Annotated in this window: 12 protein-coding genes; 6 read left to right on the top strand and 6 right to left on the bottom strand. The window is 45.6% G+C overall.

The annotated features are described in order from the left end of the window. Positions 1-69: 69 nt before the first annotated feature. The 3 genes from AC060N_RS05640 to AC060N_RS05630 form a co-directional block, all read right to left on the bottom strand. Positions 70-1,755 (bottom strand): SusD/RagB family nutrient-binding outer membrane lipoprotein, encoded by a 1,686-nt coding sequence (locus tag AC060N_RS05640; protein ID WP_479526237.1) that lies wholly within the window; start codon positions 1,753-1,755, stop codon positions 70-72. A gap of 19 nt (positions 1,756-1,774) precedes the next feature. After that, entirely contained in the window at positions 1,775-4,873 is a 3,099-nt protein-coding gene (locus AC060N_RS05635; protein WP_479526236.1) for a SusC/RagA family TonB-linked outer membrane protein, read from the bottom strand. Positions 4,874-4,977: 104 nt separating this feature from the next. After that, positions 4,978-6,213 carry an ROK family transcriptional regulator gene (locus AC060N_RS05630; protein WP_106543225.1) on the bottom strand — a complete coding sequence of 412 codons (1,236 nt, stop codon included), beginning with the start codon at positions 6,211-6,213 and terminating at the stop codon, positions 4,978-4,980. A gap of 471 nt (positions 6,214-6,684) precedes the next feature. Here AC060N_RS05630 and nhaA point away from each other — a divergent pair, with 471 nt between their 5' ends. Both nhaA and ung read left to right on the top strand, forming a co-directional pair. Beyond that, positions 6,685-8,028 (top strand): Na+/H+ antiporter NhaA, encoded by a 1,344-nt coding sequence (nhaA, locus tag AC060N_RS05625; protein WP_479526235.1) that lies wholly within the window; start codon positions 6,685-6,687, stop codon positions 8,026-8,028. Between the two features lie 134 nt (positions 8,029-8,162). Beyond that, positions 8,163-8,825, top strand: a complete 663-nt coding sequence (gene ung, locus AC060N_RS05620; RefSeq protein ID WP_479526234.1) for a uracil-DNA glycosylase — start codon at positions 8,163-8,165, stop codon at positions 8,823-8,825. Between the two features lie 128 nt (positions 8,826-8,953). On the opposite strand, the gene AC060N_RS05615 is transcribed toward ung, so the two are convergent. Next, a complete protein-coding gene (locus AC060N_RS05615; RefSeq protein WP_479526233.1) occupies positions 8,954-9,604 on the bottom strand; it encodes an HAD family hydrolase in 651 nt (216 codons plus the stop codon). Between the two features lie 221 nt (positions 9,605-9,825). Between AC060N_RS05615 and AC060N_RS05610 the strand changes: the two genes are divergently transcribed. The 3 genes from AC060N_RS05610 (at position 9,826) to AC060N_RS05600 (ending at position 14,175) form a co-directional block, all read left to right on the top strand. After that, a complete protein-coding gene (locus tag AC060N_RS05610; protein ID WP_479526232.1) occupies positions 9,826-11,907 on the top strand; it encodes a prolyl oligopeptidase family serine peptidase in 2,082 nt (693 codons plus the stop codon). 180 nt (positions 11,908-12,087) lie between these two features. Continuing rightward, on the top strand, positions 12,088-12,672 hold the full coding sequence (locus AC060N_RS05605) for a penicillin-binding protein activator LpoB (RefSeq protein WP_479526231.1): 585 nt from the start codon (positions 12,088-12,090) through the stop codon (positions 12,670-12,672). Between the two features lie 96 nt (positions 12,673-12,768). Continuing rightward, complete coding sequence (locus tag AC060N_RS05600; RefSeq protein WP_479526230.1) at positions 12,769-14,175, top strand: COG3014 family protein; 1,407 nt, start codon at positions 12,769-12,771, stop codon at positions 14,173-14,175. Between the two features lie 63 nt (positions 14,176-14,238). Here AC060N_RS05600 and AC060N_RS05595 read toward each other — a convergent pair whose 3' ends face one another. Both AC060N_RS05595 and AC060N_RS05590 read right to left on the bottom strand, forming a co-directional pair. After that, complete coding sequence (locus AC060N_RS05595; protein WP_479526229.1) at positions 14,239-14,961, bottom strand: peroxiredoxin; 723 nt, start codon at positions 14,959-14,961, stop codon at positions 14,239-14,241. A 34-nt stretch (positions 14,962-14,995) separates the two neighbouring features. After that, positions 14,996-15,448 carry a Dps family protein gene (locus tag AC060N_RS05590; RefSeq protein ID WP_479526228.1) on the bottom strand — a complete coding sequence of 151 codons (453 nt, stop codon included), beginning with the start codon at positions 15,446-15,448 and terminating at the stop codon, positions 14,996-14,998. A 100-nt stretch (positions 15,449-15,548) separates the two neighbouring features. Here AC060N_RS05590 and AC060N_RS05585 point away from each other — a divergent pair, with 100 nt between their 5' ends. Continuing rightward, on the top strand, positions 15,549-16,496 hold the full coding sequence (locus AC060N_RS05585) for a LysR family transcriptional regulator (protein ID WP_479526227.1): 948 nt from the start codon (positions 15,549-15,551) through the stop codon (positions 16,494-16,496). The last annotated feature ends 18 nt before the right edge of the window (positions 16,497-16,514 follow it).

The following is a 16,514-nucleotide window of genomic DNA, read 5'->3' as shown; positions in this document are numbered from 1 at the left end:
GGAGCCGAAGCTCCCCCGGCAATCTAAACTACTAGTATCTGAGATACTGAGTGAAAGGTCAAGTTAGGTTTATTTTGCCCACCACAACTTCGTGGCTTGTACATCGGCACCCTGACGGCCAATTGCCTTCTGCAGGTTGTCGTTGTTGGTACTATACGGGCTGGAACCATAACGCATACGCTGCGGATACGCTCCGTTCAAGTCACCCATGGAGAAAATATCCGGATCGTCTACGCCTGCAGCAAGTGATGCTGGATATCCCAGCTTTCGCACTACTGCCCACGCTTCGAAACCTTCGGTATAGTTAGCTAACCAACGCTGTTCGGCAACTTTCTCCATGTCACCGGTACCAGTCAAGTTAGCCATTGGTGAGTTGGCAAGAAAAGTATCAATATCAGTTTGATCGACACCCCAAACCAGCATCGCCTGAGTCAAACCTTCACGATAAAGCGTGTTGGCATCCCCGGAACCATATCCATCCAGCGCAGCCTGTGCCTGCATGAAATACGATTCAGCTGTCGTCAGCACAATCTCAGGTGCAATGGGTTTCCCATCGTTCTTTTTCTGAATGATGTATTGAGCCGGCGTACTGAAGAATTGGTAAAGGGCATAATCATAAGTAAAACCATTCAAGCGAACCGGTTGTCCAATATAATACTTATCCTTTTCCAGGGAAATAACGGTTTCACCATTTCCATTGGTCCATTCGGTATAGGTAGCACCTGCATCATCCAGCGCACTGAGGATAAAATCCTTGCGCTTCTGATACATAGCATCATCATCCGAATCCGGATGAGGGATGGTAAGCGTATCACCACCGGCAGCAGGTTGAGCATATTTAGACAAACGTGGATCACCGTTCTTCTGCAGCAAATCAATCAGCGGCTGACTAACGGTCCAGTCGGAACCGGTACCGAAGTTGTACCATACGTCGCCATAGCAGGAACTGTTCCACTGACTGATAACGTTATCTTTTGGCAACAACGCATTATCGGACTCATCAGACAATAGCGGAGCAGAAAGAGCCTCGTTGATAGCCTGATCGACAAACGACGCACCGGAAGCTCCCCTGGCGCGCAACGCCACTTTTAACTTCAGCGTATTGGCCAGTTTTTTCCACTTCTGCAAATCACCGTTATAGAACAGGTCATTGGAGCCTAAATCCAGCTGTCCATCACCGGTTTTGGTGGCATCACCAATCAGGCTCATAGCTTCATCCAGGTCATTAATAATCCCCTGGTAAATTTCAGCCTGTGTATCAAATTTCGGCTGAAGGATGTCCAGGTTTCCACTTTCAGAATACGGAACTTCACCAAAAGTATCCGTGAATTTCTGATAATACATACTCTTCATGATAAGAGCGGTGGCATAGGTCAATGGGTTTTCCAAATCACCTCCCGGCTGCGTCAGCTGCAGGAAAGTATTGATGGTACTATTGTACCCCTCATAATAATCCCATGCGGCATCGGTGTAACCGGCACTATAGGTATAACCTAATCCGTCGGACCACCAGGAACCGGAAAATCCAAAACAGAACATACCGGCATAGCGGTCAGCGTGAATCAACTGTGCCCGCCAGTAGGGATATCGATTCGGAGCAAAAAGATCAACCTGCGTACGAGTAATGAAGTACTTGGCAGAGATCTGGTCTCCGAGTATTGCATTGGGGTTTTTGTTGATATCCACAAAATCGGATGTACAGTAAGTCAACCCCAATACAGCAACAATTGCTAGTAGGAATTTATTTAATTTCATAATATTCAGTCATTAACGATTAGAACTTCACATTCAGGTTGAAACCGAGACTCCGGGTCGTAGGCAAGGGATAGTACACAATCCCCTGAGAGAAAGAAGAAGTACTATAAGCTGATTCCGGATCGAAGTTGTCCACTTTCTTATAAATGAAGAAGAGGTTCCGACCCACAACGCCAAGGGAAGCACTTTTTACCACGGTACTGCTCAACCAACTACTTGGCAGATTCCATACCAGCGAAAGCTCACGCAAACGCACATTGGTCTGATCGTAAACATATTCTGAAGCGATACCACTAACGGCACCCCAATATTGTTGTGCAGTAATTTGCTTGGTATTGGTTTCCCAAACCGGGTTATCAACGGTACCAGTATTCAGAACTCCGTCGACAACTACACCGCCGTCACGATATTGCAAAGTACGCTTACTGGTACCGGCGCCATCCATTCCGGCATCTGCACCAGAGAATACTTTACCACCGAAGCGTGCATCAACCAATGCACTCAACCGGAAGCTTTTATACGTCAAGGTATTACTCAAACCACCGGTCCAGTCGGGCTGATAGTTACCCAGGTAAACCTTGTCGCTACTCGACTTTGGTAAACCGTCAGCATTTACTTCAACGCGACCGTCATCTGTTCTGGCCCAGGTTGTACCATAAATATCACCAAATCCACCGCCTACAGTTCCCTGCACAATAATGTTTCCACTATTGGTAGTAGAGAACACATAGTTATCGGTGCCGGCAATCAATGAAACCAGCTTGTTCTTATTGGTAGCAAAATTCACTGATACATCCCAGGTCAGATTTTGCGTGCGTACCGGTGTTGCCCCCAGCATCGCTTCAAAACCTTTATTTTCGATCTCTCCGACATTCTCAAGCAAAGTGCTGTAACCAGTAGAAGCAGAAATCGGCACACGCATGATCAAATTCTTCGATTTAATATCGTAGTATGACATGTCGAGATGCAAGCGATTATCGAAGAACCTAAATTCACCTCCGAACTCAAGGGAAGTTACCTGTTCCGGTTTCAGATTCGGGTTAAATTTGGTTGAACTTCGTGACATAGTCGTTTCACCCAAATAAGAATCGTTTACACCTGCCAGGGAATAGGTATCGTACAACTGGTAAGGATCGGTATCGTTACCTACCTGTGCCCAACTGACGCGCAGTTTGGAATAAGTCATCGCTGAATTATCCAGCTTCAACAGATCGTTAAACAGGACCGAAGCACTAACCGAAGGATAGAAATATGACCAGTTCGATTCAGGAAGTGTAGAAGACCAGTCATTACGGGCCGATCCGTCCAGATAGAACCAACGATCATACGACAGGCTAACAGTTCCATACAGTGAATTGATTTTCTTCTCTTGTAATGGAGTGAAACCAGGATTCACAACATTGGCGCTCAACAATGGAGGTCCACTTGGGATACGGAACTGAGAACCGCTAACGCTATGGCCACGATAGGTATGATGCATGGCGTTACCACCGAATGAAGCGTTCAGGTTGATCTTTTCAGTCAAGTCTTTGTTAGCCGTGAAAAGGAAATCAGCATTGGTTTCCTGAGTCTGACTTTCACTATAACTGAACTGACCAGTTGAATAGAACCAATGTCCGTACTGGTTCACCCGCTCGATATCCATCATCGTCATATCGGTACCCACGCGAACGTAGGCAGAAAGCCAATCGGTGAACGCATACTGAATCTTGACAAATCCCTGGAACCGATCTTTCCAGTCTTTATTCTGATCGTGATAAACCATCCAGTACGGGTTCGAATTCAACGAAGTTGGGCCAATCGAACTCAGGGTTACCGGATCCTGATAATTCTTCAGGTCGTTAATGTCAACATTTCTGGGAATATTAACGAGATAAGCCATGATACCTTCCGTCCCCAGATTCGGACGGTTCTTGCCATACTGCTTGAAATAAGTGGCTTTCGCATCTACCGTCAGCTTATCAGTTAGTTTAGCAAAAGCTCTGAGGTTGAAGTTATTCCTCTCAATTTTTGAGTTGGGAATGATGGAATTAATCTGCGAATTAGTATAAGAGAAACGCATATTAATTTTATCATTTCCTCCATCCAAAGCCAAGGTGTTGATGGTCGTAAAACCGGTATCGAAGAAATTCTTCACATTGTCAGGCTGCGGACTATACGGACGATTCTCGCCGGTATAATACAATTGGCTGGAACCATCCATTCTGGGTCCCCATGAACCACCACTCTGCTTCAACAGATCGACAGTAGAAGGAATCGCTCCCTGTGTTCCCTGCCCATACTGATTCTGATAATCAGGAAGCAACATCGGGTTCTCGAAAGTGGTGTTTGATGTAATACTTACGCCAATACCTTTCCGGGAAGATCCTTTCTTGGTGGTAATCATGATAACGCCATTAGCTGCACGCGAACCATAAAGTGCGGCGGCGTTAGGACCTTTCAACACCGAAATCGAAGCAATGTCATCAGGGTTGATGTCACCGATACCACTACCATAGTCCGATTTGGAATATTCTCCGGTGTTCGCTTCGTTAGCCGAACCGAAACCTGAGTTATCCATCGGCACACCATCAACCACATAAAGCGGCTGGTTATTACCGGTTAGCGAGTTGTTACCACGAATGATCACCCGGGAACTACTACCCGGTCCGAAGGAGCCTTGTGTAATGGTTACACCGGCTACACGACCTGACAGTGAGTTTATCGGGTTAGCATCCTTCACGGTAGACACTTCGTCACCTTTGACTTCGCTAACAGCATACCCCAACGATTTCTTTTCGCGGGTAACACCAAGCGCTGTGACAACAACTTCATCAACTGCCACATCCTTGGATTTCATTGTAACATCAATGGTCGAACGACCATTCACGGGAATTTCCTGGGTTTCCATACTAACAAATGAAAACACCAAAGTAGCATCTCCCGATTGTACAGTAATGGAGTAATTACCATCGGCATCCGTAATGGTACCGTTGTTTACTCCTTTCTCAACGACCGTTAACCCGGGTATGGGTTGACCGTCGGACTCGGAAACAACTGTTCCTGTAACCGTGTGCTGGGCATATGCACTACTAATGAGTGCAAGGCACACACCAAAAGCCAAAACAATCTTTCGCATAGAGTTTGGGTGTTTTGTGGTTAGAAAACCATACTATTAAACATATAACTAAAACAAATAACAGTTTTTGCAATAGCAAATGACAGGACTGCTATACTGCTTTCTTATTTAAGTTCATCCATTGCGTCACCAAAAACCTTTTGGAAAAGCATGGCAGCTATTCCGAGCAAACCCGAGTGCTCATCAATCTCAGAAATTTCGAGACGTACGTTACTGCAGATATTTTCCAGACAATACTGGTTTAAGGACTGTTGGATAGGTGTCATTATGTATTGGTTGGCTTGTGAAATAGGACCACTCAGGACAATCAATTCCGGGTTAAGCAATTGAATCAGAATGGAAAGCCCCTTTCCTAAAGCACTACCTACTTGATTTAAAATAGATATGGCGAATTCATCTCCTCCACGGGCGGCACTAACCACATCTTCCGCTTGCATCTCCTCCGGATTATTCTTGAAGATCCGGGTTAGCTGCGATATCGTACCATTTTTAACGCCATTCTTCGCCAGGCTAAGTAGTTTATGAGCCGATGCCATGGTTTCGATACATCCACGTTTGCCGCAAATACACAGTTCGCCTTCGTCCTCCAGCCTGATGTGACTGAATTCGCCGGCAAAGCCCCTGGAACCACTGTAAAGCTGACCATTGAGAATCATGCCGAGTCCCAATCCCCAGCTCCAGTTCAGCACAACCGAGTTCGTGGTATTTTGTGCTTTCCCGAAAACAAATTCACCAAAGGCCTGCATGCGGGCATCGTTATCGATGTAAACAATCTTTTGAAATTTGGCACCGAAACGCTTTTTTACATTCCGTAAAGAGGGATTCTTGATGGTATAATTGATTCCTTCCACCGAATCAATCAGTCCGGGCATATCAACGCCCACTGCCACAATCTTATCCTCCGAGATACCCGCATCACGAACCATTTCGGTTGCTGTTTCATGAAGTTTATCGACCAACCTGGGATCATCGATATTGGTTTCAATAAACCGGATGGGGGTTACTTCTTCGTTGTGGCAATTAAAAACGGTAGCTTTAGCTTTATAACGTCCCATATCGACGGCTACGATATAAAAAGCTTCAGCCACTAAACTGTAAAGAGCCGGCTTCCGCCCTCCCCGTGACTCGCCAATACCGCTGGTCTCAACCGCTTTCAGCGCGATTAACTCATCGAGCAATGTCTTAGTCGTAGGCAGGCTGATGTGAACCTCCTTACTTAAATCAGATGCCGACAGCGAACGATGTTCATACAACAAACTTAGTATCTGCATGCGCTGACGATAGCGCTTGATACCATTCACTGTCAATCTTCGGCTTTCCTCCTTACTTATCAGAATCATTTATCACGTTTCCAATATTTGCAGGTACTAATTAAAGATAATTTTACATTTAAGTCAAGTCATTGTTAAAATTTTTTAAAAAGATTTAATAGTTGTGCATGTTTACACAGAAGTTCTTGTATTAACAACAATACCTGAAGCAAGCACTAGTGAACCTGAACATTTTGAATTATTTGCATCAGCTTAACTTCTCTTATTTTTTGCATAAAACCGAAAAGATTTTGAGAAGTGCTCACCAAAGCTCACTGTCGACCTCTGCTAATTCTCTACATACAAATATCATAAGACAGCGAATTTATAGTTGCTCGGTCATCACTACATTTTTGTCAAACTTCGCCGGTAATTTTTTGTTATCTTGTATCAGGCAGCCTGATCTGAAATTTTCCCGGGAGGGGGAATTTCGTACCTTAGCAGGGTTATTTCTCAGGCCGCTTGGTCAAAATTTTCTTAACCTGACGACAATTTTACCTTATGCAGGAAATGGTTCCCAAAAGAGTTATCCAGGCGTCGCGCCGGAGATTTCACCAATTTCTCGAGAATGACGCCTCGGGAGGTATTTTGCTCATCGTCTGTACCATCATTGCGCTACTCTGGGCCAACTCAGCCTTTCACTACACATATGAACACCTGTGGCACACCGAAATCGCCCTGAAAGTGGGAAGTTTTGAAGTGGGGATGCACCTGCTGCACTGGGTTAACGATGGCTTGATGGCCATTTTCTTTTTCGTCGTTGGCCTGGAAATCAAGCGCGAAGTAATTGCAGGTGAATTGTCTAGCATGCGAAAAGCGGCGCTTCCGGCGTTAGGAGCTTTGGGTGGAATGGTTTTACCTGCGTTGTTATTCTCAGCCCTCACGATAGGAAAAGATGGTGCACAAGGCTGGGGTATTCCGATGGCAACTGACATTGCCTTTTCACTGGGAATTTTGAGTCTGTTGGGCAAGCGGGTTCCGCTTTCGCTGAAAATTTTCCTGGTAGCGCTAGCCATTGTCGACGACCTTGGAGCTATCATGGTCATCGCTATATTTTACTCGTCCAACCTACAACTGGAATACCTGATGCAGGCATTGGCACTGATTTCCCTGTTGCTTATCCTCAACTGGATGAGAGTGCGCAAACCTTGGGTTTACGTCGTTATCGGAACCGTTGTGTGGTATTTCTTCCTGAAATCGGGTATCCATGCCACCATTGCCGGCGTGTTGGTCGCTTTTACCGTACCGGTCCGCCGTAACCTGATGACAAACGAATTCAACGACCATGTCGACAAATTCAACATGTGCGACGATTGCGCCACATCATACACTCTTCCCGACCAGGAAATACATAAACTCGATAACCTGAAGCGACAAATAAAGATGGTACAGAGTCCGGCTCAACGCATCGAACACATGATGCACAAAATGGTCAACTACTTCATCATGCCAGTATTTGCACTCGGTAACGCAGGTGTCGTGCTCGACGGAAGCAACATGGGACCGTACGGTTATTTAAGCCTGAGTGTAGCTCTGGCACTGTTTGTTGGAAAAGCGCTGGGCATCACACTGCTTTCGTGGGGCGGCGTAAAAATTGGATTAGCCGAGTTACCTCAGAATATCAAATGGTCGCATATGTTCGGAGTCGCTATCCTGGGAGGATTGGGCTTCACCATGTCGCTTTTCATTTCCAACCTGGCCTATTTCGACCTTTCAATGCTAAACGCTGCTAAGCTCGGAGTCTTAGGAGGTTCGCTGGTAGCCGGAGTTGTTGGCTATCTGTTGCTGTCACGGATTCTTCCCCGTCCGAAGAATGAGGAATTCAGTTATCCGGTAGAACCATAGGTAATGAGAAATGAATAATAAAAATTAAAGACCAGGCTCAGGAGAAGGAGAAGGCAAAGCCCGAAAACTGGATAAAGTAAGTCTGGAATCTTAAGTCTAAGGTCTAAAACCTGAAATCTAACATCTCTCTTTTTATGGATGTCAAAATAGAAGAAAGCTGGAAGAAAGTATTAAACGGAGAATTCGATCAACCCTATTTTGAATCGTTGGTGAAGTTTGTTAAAGAGGAATATGCCAAACATACCATCTATCCCCCCGGGAAGAAAATGTTCAATGCTTTCGATTCCTGCCCGTTCGATCAGGTAAAAGTGGTAGTACTCGGACAAGATCCTTATCATGGCCCAGGACAAGCGCACGGACTTTGCTTCTCTGTTCAGGATGGCATCGCTTTTCCCCCCTCACTACAAAATATCTTCAAAGAGCTGAACAACGATTTAAATATTCCCGCACCCAAAAGCGGAAATCTCGAGCGATGGGCACATCAGGGCGTTTTCCTGCTCAACGCTACATTAACTGTCCGGGCTCGCCAAGCCGGTTCGCATCAAAACAAAGGCTGGGAAACATTCACCGATGCGGTAGTTCGTAAACTGGCCGAAGAAAAAGAAAACCTGGTGTTTTTACTTTGGGGAGCTTACGCTCAACGAAAAGGCGAATTCATCGATACCAATAAACATCTCGTGCTAAAGGCACCACACCCCTCTCCTTTCTCAGCCGACCGCGGCTTTTTCGGCTGCCGGCATTTTAGCAAAACCAACGCCTACCTTGAACAACACGGAAAAACTCCTATCAAGTGGTAAAACAGAATTGATAATGGAGTCCCGATTCTTCGGGAAAAAATTGAGAATGCGGGTTAGAAACGATTAATCCAAACCTTTCTCTCTTTTTCACCTACTCATCATTTCGCCCTCTCACCTGGGGCTTTGCCTTAATTTTCCATCACTAAAACCCTCAGTTCCTCAACCGAGTCAACCAGTTTCCAGGCACCGTTTTCCTTAAGCTCTTCATCTGAACCGTATCCATAGGTAACGCCAACCGCTTTTATGTTGTGTGCGCCCGCTCCTTTCATATCGTGCAACCGGTCGCCAATCATTAAAGATTCCTCCGGAACGATGCCATATACTTGAATAAGAAATTCAATTACTTCCGCTTTATGATTTCGGGTACCATCCAGTTCCGGGCCGGAAATTCCATCGAAAAAGGGCAGTAAGCCAAAATGACGAAGAATTTCAGTAGCATACACTTTGGGTTTGCTAGTGGCGAGATAGATCTTCTTTCCTGCCGCTTTCACAGCTGAAAGCAATTCGGGAATTCCCTCATACAACTCATTTTCGTACATCCCTTTTTCAGGAAAATAAACCCGATACAGTTCAACCGCTTCTTCAGCTTCTTCATCCGTAAGGGAAAAATGATGCTTAAACGAATCGTGCAGAGGCGGACCGATAAAAGAAAGGAGCGTCTCTTCTTCAGGCGCTTCAATATTCATTTCGCACAAAGCATAAAGAATGGAGTTGAAAATTCCCTCTTTGGGGTCGGTCAGCGTGCCATCTAAATCAAAAAGGATGTTCCGGAAGCTCATGAGTGTTTTCGGGCAAAGATAAAAAACTCAAGCGGTGCTGCCCTTCAAAAAAACATGGATAAATATCATCGCAGGAAAAAAGGATATTGATTTACTTAACAAAATCTGTATTTTAACAGGAATATTATACTGACCAATCGATATTCCGCTTCAAAAGCTAACCGAAAATCCCATTTCGCAAAGGTTCTGGACCGGAACGCCGATGCAAAGAAAGACGACCAATGAAAAGATTAATGACCATCCTTCTGCTTTTACCTTTTACATTAACCGCGCAACCGCTGACCTATCCACCAGCAAAGAAAAGTGCTACGGTAGACACCTTCTATCACGACTATGTTGTTCACGATGATTATCGGTGGATGGAGAATTTGCAAGCTCCTGAACTAAACCAGTGGCTGGAAGCCGAAAAAGACCTTTCGAAAAAATACCTGAAGAAAACCGGCTATCAGTTCAGTACCAAAACAAAAATAGATCAGTACAGCTACGCCAAATACAAGATTGTCAGAAAAATGGGCAAATACTATTTCGGATACGGCTACTATAACAAGTTCGGTGTTGCAGCACTCGTTTACAAAGATAACCTGAAAGCAGACTGGAACTTACTGGTCGACCCGAACTACATTTCTTCTCACGACAAAATAACGCTCCGATACTATCGTCCGAACAAAAGTTCGAAGCTACTGGCTTATGAGTACGTCCGAAACGGAAGTGACTGGGCAGAGGCCAATATTGTCTCACTCGAATCGGGACGTCACCTGAAAGATCATTTGGTTAACCTGAAATTCTCGCCACTGGCCTGGCGGGGCGACGGCTTCTATTATAGTCGTTACCCAAACAAAAAACGACTCGAAAAGACATTGAACCAGGAAGTATTTTACCATAAAGTAGGAACATCGCAGGATGAGGATCAACTGGTTTTTAAACGAAACGATCCGACACGACAATTTGAATTTAATACCACCAACAAAGAACGTTTTTTCGTTCTGAAGGAAGAAGTGCCCGCGACGGGAACCTTCAATATATTCTACATCGATTTTAATGATCCCAATCCCATCCTGAAACCGCTATTGATGAAATTTCCGGACGACATCAATATCGTTGGATCATACCATGGTAAGTTCATCGCCAAGACATGGCACAATTCACAAAATGGTATCGTGGTCGAAATTGACCCCAAAAATCCTTATCAATGGAAGACGTTGGTACCTGAATTTCCGAATGCCGTTTTAACAGACGTCATCCTCACTGATGAAAAATTAGTAGTAGCTCACCAGACACCGTTCCAACCTATCCTATCGGTTTACAATTATGAAGGAAAGTTGCTTCATTCAAAAGAGTTGATGCTCGGAACCAACGTTTTCGGGTTCAGCGAAAGTGCAGATGGTGACGAACTCCTGTACTATTTGTCAGGTTTCACTTTGCCAAGAGTACTTTTCTCGTTGAATCTTTATAACTACGACAACAAGCCGGTTGAGAAAACAGAAGTATCCTTTGACTACGAAGACATTGTGGCGAAAAGGGCACTTTATACCACTCGCGACAGTGTGAAGGTTCCTATTTTCCTGGTTTATATGAATGGAATGAAAAAAGAAGGCAATAACCCCACACTGCTGGAAGGGTACGGAGGTTTTGGCGTACTATCAATGCCACATTTCGACCCGGGAATTGTTCTGTTCCTGAAGAAAGGAGGTATTTATGCCTATGCTGCTATCCGCGGAGGCGGCGACCTGGGGAGCGACCGGGCACTGGCCGGTAAGGACCTTCACAAACAAACCTGTATCAACGATTTCATCGATGGTGCGAAATGGCTCATTCGTCAGCATTACACCAATCCGTCGAAACTGGCCATTTCAGGAGCCTCGCATGGCGGAATGCTGGTCGCCTCTGCGGCTATCCAACAACCAGACTTGTTCAAAGCTGTAGTACCGCAAGTGGGAGCATTTGATATGTTGAGACTGGAGAAGTTCACCGTAGGAAACGTGAATACCGATGAATTTGGAACCGTTGCTGACTCCACCGAGTTCGTCAACATGCTCAGTTATTCTCCACTGCAGAACATACAGCCCAACGTGGATTATCCAGCCATGCTCATCATGACCTCCGACAACGACGAACGTGTCCCGCCCTTTCAATCATACAAGTTTGCCGCAGCAATGCAGAGCAGGGCAGCACAAACACATCCTATTCTGCTTCGGGTAGAAGAAAACGCCGGGCATTATGGTTCCAGCACACTATTGGACGACATCGACGCAACAACCGATAAATATTCGTTTATCTTATCGCAGTTACTGAGTAACGATTAACATTTGTTTTTCTCAGTTAAACAGATGACTAAGGTTATTAATCTTTAAAAGCGATTTTTGCCATTTTTTATCAATTGGGGCAACCGAAATGATGGCATAATTCGAACAATCGCCTTAACTTACGGTACATATTTTGTAAAAGAGAAAACCGAAAATAGATTGTAACCAAAAGGAATCATCATGAAAAGACAAATTCAACTATTTGCCCTGATAACTTTTGCCCTGATACTGGGCTCCTGTTCACGACAAGTAACCCGTGTAGCCACCGACCAGGCTATCGATTTGAGCGGTCGCTGGAACGATACAGACTCGCGACTAACGGCACAAGCACTCACCGAACAGGTGCTCAATCAACGCTGGCTCGACGATTTTGAACGAGCACACGGCCGCAAACCTGTTGTGGTTGTAGGATTGGTTTACAACAAATCGCATGAGCACATCGATACCGATACATACATTAAAGACATTGAGCGGTCGTTTATCAACAGTGGGAAAGTTCGCCTGGTACAGGCCGGTGCCAAACGCGATGAACTCCGTGCAGAACGTCAGGACCAAAACACCTATGCCTCGCCGAGCACAGCAGCCAAATGGGGACGCGAGCTGGGTGCAGACTTCATTATGCAGGGAGATATCAGCTCTATCGTCGATTCATACAAGCGCGAAAAAGTCGTTTACTACCAGGTAAACGAAGAGCTAACCAATCTCGAAACCAATGAGGTAGTTTGGATGGGCGAAAAGAAAATTAAGAAAGCCATTCGTAACTAAAATCCGTATCAAAAAAATAAAACAGCCCTGTTCCGTTAACCGGAAAACACGGGGCTGTTTTCCCATTTCCGCAAACTTGTCAAACCCTTTCCCGGCATGAAGAAAATATTTTTCCTTACCGGATTGTGTCTTTTTCCGTTGTTGCTTTTCACCGGATGTGCCACCTATTACCAAAAAAATCAGGCATTTTACCAGGCATTCGAAAGTGGCAACATCGAAAATGCCGAGAAAATCATTCAGCAGGCGGAGAAAAAGGTAAAACCCAAAGACCGGTTGCTCTACCTGCTCAACCGTGGAGTTACCACACGCATGCTGGGTGATTACCGCGAAAGCATCAAGCTATTTGGCGAGGCCGACCACATGATTGAAGATTACAGCACCAATTACGGCGCTGAGGCGCTGGCCCTGGTCACCAATCCAATGGCTACCCCTTACCGGGCGGAAGACTTCGAAAAAGTGCTTATTCATTTTTATCAGGCCCTCAACTACATCGACCTGAAACAATACGATGATGCGCTGGTGGAATGCCGCCGAATCAATATTCAGCTACATGAGATAAACGACAAGTACCCCGACCACAAGAACCGGTACCAGGACGATGCCTTTGCGCATCTTCTCACCGGCCTCATTTACGATGCACTGAAAGACTATAACAACGCCTTCATCTCCTACCGGAATGCTTACGAAGTTTATCAAAGCAGCTACGCTAAAAATTTTGGACTGACAGCCCCCGAACAATTGAAACATGATTTAGTCCGAACGGCTGCGCTAACCGGTTTTACACAAGAACAGCACCAGTACGAAGATCAGTTTGGCTTTCAGTATCAGCCAACCGATTCCATCGGGTCTTCCGCGGTTTTCTTTTGGCTTAACGGATTGGGGCCGGTGAAGAGTGAATGGTCGGTGAATTTCACGATGGTAAAGGGCAAAGGAGGCTGGGCAAACTTTGTGAACGACCAGTACGGACTCTCATTCCCGGTCTACATAGGCGATCTCTCATCTCATGAAAAATCAGGTCTCGACGATTTACGTATCATCCGGGTGGCCATGCCCCGCTACTCCGACCGGCAACCAGTGTATAACTCCGCTACTTTAACAACTGCTTCCGGGAAAACCTACCAACTTGAATTAGCAGAAAACATCGATGCGATAGCACACAAAACGTTGCACGACCGCTTGCTGCGCGAAATGGGAAAAGCCATTTTGAGACTGGCCGTCAAAAAAGGAATTGAAGCAGCTGCCAGCAAAGAGAACGATGCTTTGGGCATGCTCGTTAGTCTGGCAAACGCGGTCACTGAAAAAGCCGACACCCGCAACTGGCAAACCCTGCCTTACGAGGTTGACTACATCCGCGTTCCACTTCATAATGGACAGAATCATCTCACTTTACATTTAACTCCTGCCGTTGGCAATTCAACCGAAACTTTCGATGTGAACGGACAAAGTGGCGAAACGCGCTTCATCACCTACCACACACTGGAAAGCTCACCGCCGCAGCCATAAAAAAGGGCATCTGCCAATGCAGATACCCTCGGGGTTGTTACTATCAGAATATGGGAACAGAACTTATTTCTTCAGCACTTTCTCCAATACTTTCTCTTTACTGATTTTCTTCGTACAGAAGAACCAATCTTTACAATCGAGCTCTTCCTCTTTTCCTTCCATGCGGTCCTGAGCCTTTCCACACGAACCGGCAGGTGAAATAATCACATCGTCGCCCGGACGCCAGTCGGCCGGAGTGGCAACACCAAATGCATCTGCTGCCTGCAGAGCTACCAAAGCGCGGTACAACTCGTCGAAGTTCCGTCCCAGGCTCAGCGGATAATAGATGATGGTCCGGATAACGCCTTTCGGGTCGATGATGAACACGGCTCGCACGGCCTGCGTAGAGCTCTCACCCGGCTGAATCATACCGTATTTCTTCGCCACATTCATCGAGATATCTTCGATAAGCGGGAATTTCACTTCCACATTCTTCATATCGCGGTACTCAATCTTCTCCTTGATTGTCCGCAACCAGGCAATGTGGCTATATAAACCGTCGACTGATAGCCCAACCAGCTTACAGTTGGCTTCGGCAAATTTCTCTTCCAGCGTAGCGAAGGTCATGAATTCGGAGGTGCACACCGGGGTAAAATCGGCCGGGTGACTGAAAAGAATGACCCAATTCCCTTTATAATCTGCTGGGAAGTTGATATTCCCTTGTGTTGTTACGGCCTGAAATTCGGGCGCCGCATCTCCGATGCGTGGCATTGGATAAGCCACTTGATTTTCATTCAGATTTTCCATTTGATACATTGTTTTTGGGTAATACGTTCTGGTTTTAGGATAAAGTGGCATTCAACATCCACAGTTTCTTCTCGATAGAGGCAATTAATTCGCTAAACAGCGCGACCGTTCCCTCGTCACCGGCGTTCGAAGCGGCTTCCAATACTTCGCGATATTCGCCAAGCAAGTGTTCAAAATTCTCCACAGTGATTTTCAATGTTTCCTTGCCGCGAGGTACTTCGGCGACCGGTTCGATACTGGTCTGATCGAGGTATTCGCTAAACTGGTGATACGGTACGCCACCCAATGTTAGGATTCTTTCGGCCACCTCATCGACAACATCAGCCAACTCCGTATAAAATCCTTCAAACATCTTATGTTGTTGATAAAAATCGGGGCCTTTAATCAGCCAGTGCATCGCCCGCATGTTTTGATAAACGATTTGCAGGTCGGCCAGTACATTATTCAGTTGCGCTACTACGTTGTTGTTTGTTCTTTTTGTTTCCATGATTCGATATTTAAATTGTTTGTTTCCGTTTTTGATATTTCAAAGGTGATATTTTCTATTTTTATAAATATTTATATATCCATAAGTAAAAGATTATACAATGACACTTTTGCAATTATCATACGTCCTGGAGTTAAGCCAACACGATTCTTTCTCGCTGGCAGCGAAAAGACTGCACATTTCGCAACCTGCCCTCAGCCTGCAAATCAGCAAGCTGGAGGAAGAGCTGGGGATACAGTTGTTCAAGCGCTCACCCAACCGGATAACGCTTACTACAGAAGGAGAAATCTTTGCCGGACAGACACGGGAACTGTTGCAATTGGCTGATAAGCTGAAGGATTTGCCATTCGAGCTGGAGAAAAAGCCGGAGGGAGAACTCCGGGTAGGAGTCATCTCAACACTTGCCCCTTATTGGTTTACCATGTTTCTCGATCAGTTCACTCAGAAATATCCCGACATCCGGCTAACGGTAAAGGAATTAAAGACTGAAGAGATTATCACCCAACTGAAAAACGGCCAGTTGGATGCAGGCTTCATCTCCACTCCGGTGTCGGCGCCGGGAATGGTCTTCCGTCCGCTTTTCTATGAGAAATTCTACCTCTATGTGTCCGAACAGCACGAGTTGTACTCAGCTGGAAGCATTGATTTAAATAACGTTGATTTGAAAGAGATGTGGTATCTGCAGGAAGGAAACTGTTTTCAAAACCAGGTCGATTCGGTATGTGTGTATGCGAAAGAACCCGGTGAGTACCAGAATATCGTTTATCTGTCCAACTCCATCGAATCACTTTGCCGGGTGGTGGAAAACAGCGGCGGTATTACTTTCATTCCCGAAATGGCCACCCTTTCGGTAAGTCCTGAGAAAGAGCAAATGATAAAAGAAATAGCCGGAACACCACCTGTCCGTGAAATCAGTCTGGTTACCACCCGTATATCGAAGAGTGACCGCCTCATCGAGTTTCTTTTGCAGGAAGCGTTGAAGGTGATTCCCAAACGAATGCTGGCCAGCCCGGTAGAGAAGACATTGGACACCGGATTGCGGTTTTAAATTAAATCTCCATTCATC

The organism is Prolixibacter sp. DSM 2831 (assembly GCF_056493735.1).
The sequence above is the reverse complement of the archived record's forward strand: the minus strand, read 5'-3'. Positions and strand labels throughout refer to the sequence as shown.

Coding starts and splice junctions, on each gene's coding strand:
- AC060N_RS05640 (WP_479526237.1), bottom strand. CDS start 1,755: ATGAAATTAAATAAATTCCTACTAGCAATTGTTGCTGTATTGGGGTTG.
- AC060N_RS05635 (WP_479526236.1), bottom strand. CDS start 4,873: ATGCGAAAGATTGTTTTGGCTTTTGGTGTGTGCCTTGCACTCATTAGT.
- AC060N_RS05630 (WP_106543225.1), bottom strand. CDS start 6,213: ATGATTCTGATAAGTAAGGAGGAAAGCCGAAGATTGACAGTGAATGGT.
- nhaA (WP_479526235.1), top strand. CDS start 6,685: ATGCAGGAAATGGTTCCCAAAAGAGTTATCCAGGCGTCGCGCCGGAGA.
- ung (WP_479526234.1), top strand. CDS start 8,163: ATGGATGTCAAAATAGAAGAAAGCTGGAAGAAAGTATTAAACGGAGAA.
- AC060N_RS05615 (WP_479526233.1), bottom strand. CDS start 9,604: ATGAGCTTCCGGAACATCCTTTTTGATTTAGATGGCACGCTGACCGAC.
- AC060N_RS05610 (WP_479526232.1), top strand. CDS start 9,826: ATGAAAAGATTAATGACCATCCTTCTGCTTTTACCTTTTACATTAACC.
- AC060N_RS05605 (WP_479526231.1), top strand. CDS start 12,088: ATGAAAAGACAAATTCAACTATTTGCCCTGATAACTTTTGCCCTGATA.
- AC060N_RS05600 (WP_479526230.1), top strand. CDS start 12,769: ATGAAGAAAATATTTTTCCTTACCGGATTGTGTCTTTTTCCGTTGTTG.
- AC060N_RS05595 (WP_479526229.1), bottom strand. CDS start 14,961: ATGGAAAATCTGAATGAAAATCAAGTGGCTTATCCAATGCCACGCATC.
- AC060N_RS05590 (WP_479526228.1), bottom strand. CDS start 15,448: ATGGAAACAAAAAGAACAAACAACAACGTAGTAGCGCAACTGAATAAT.
- AC060N_RS05585 (WP_479526227.1), top strand. CDS start 15,549: ATGACACTTTTGCAATTATCATACGTCCTGGAGTTAAGCCAACACGAT.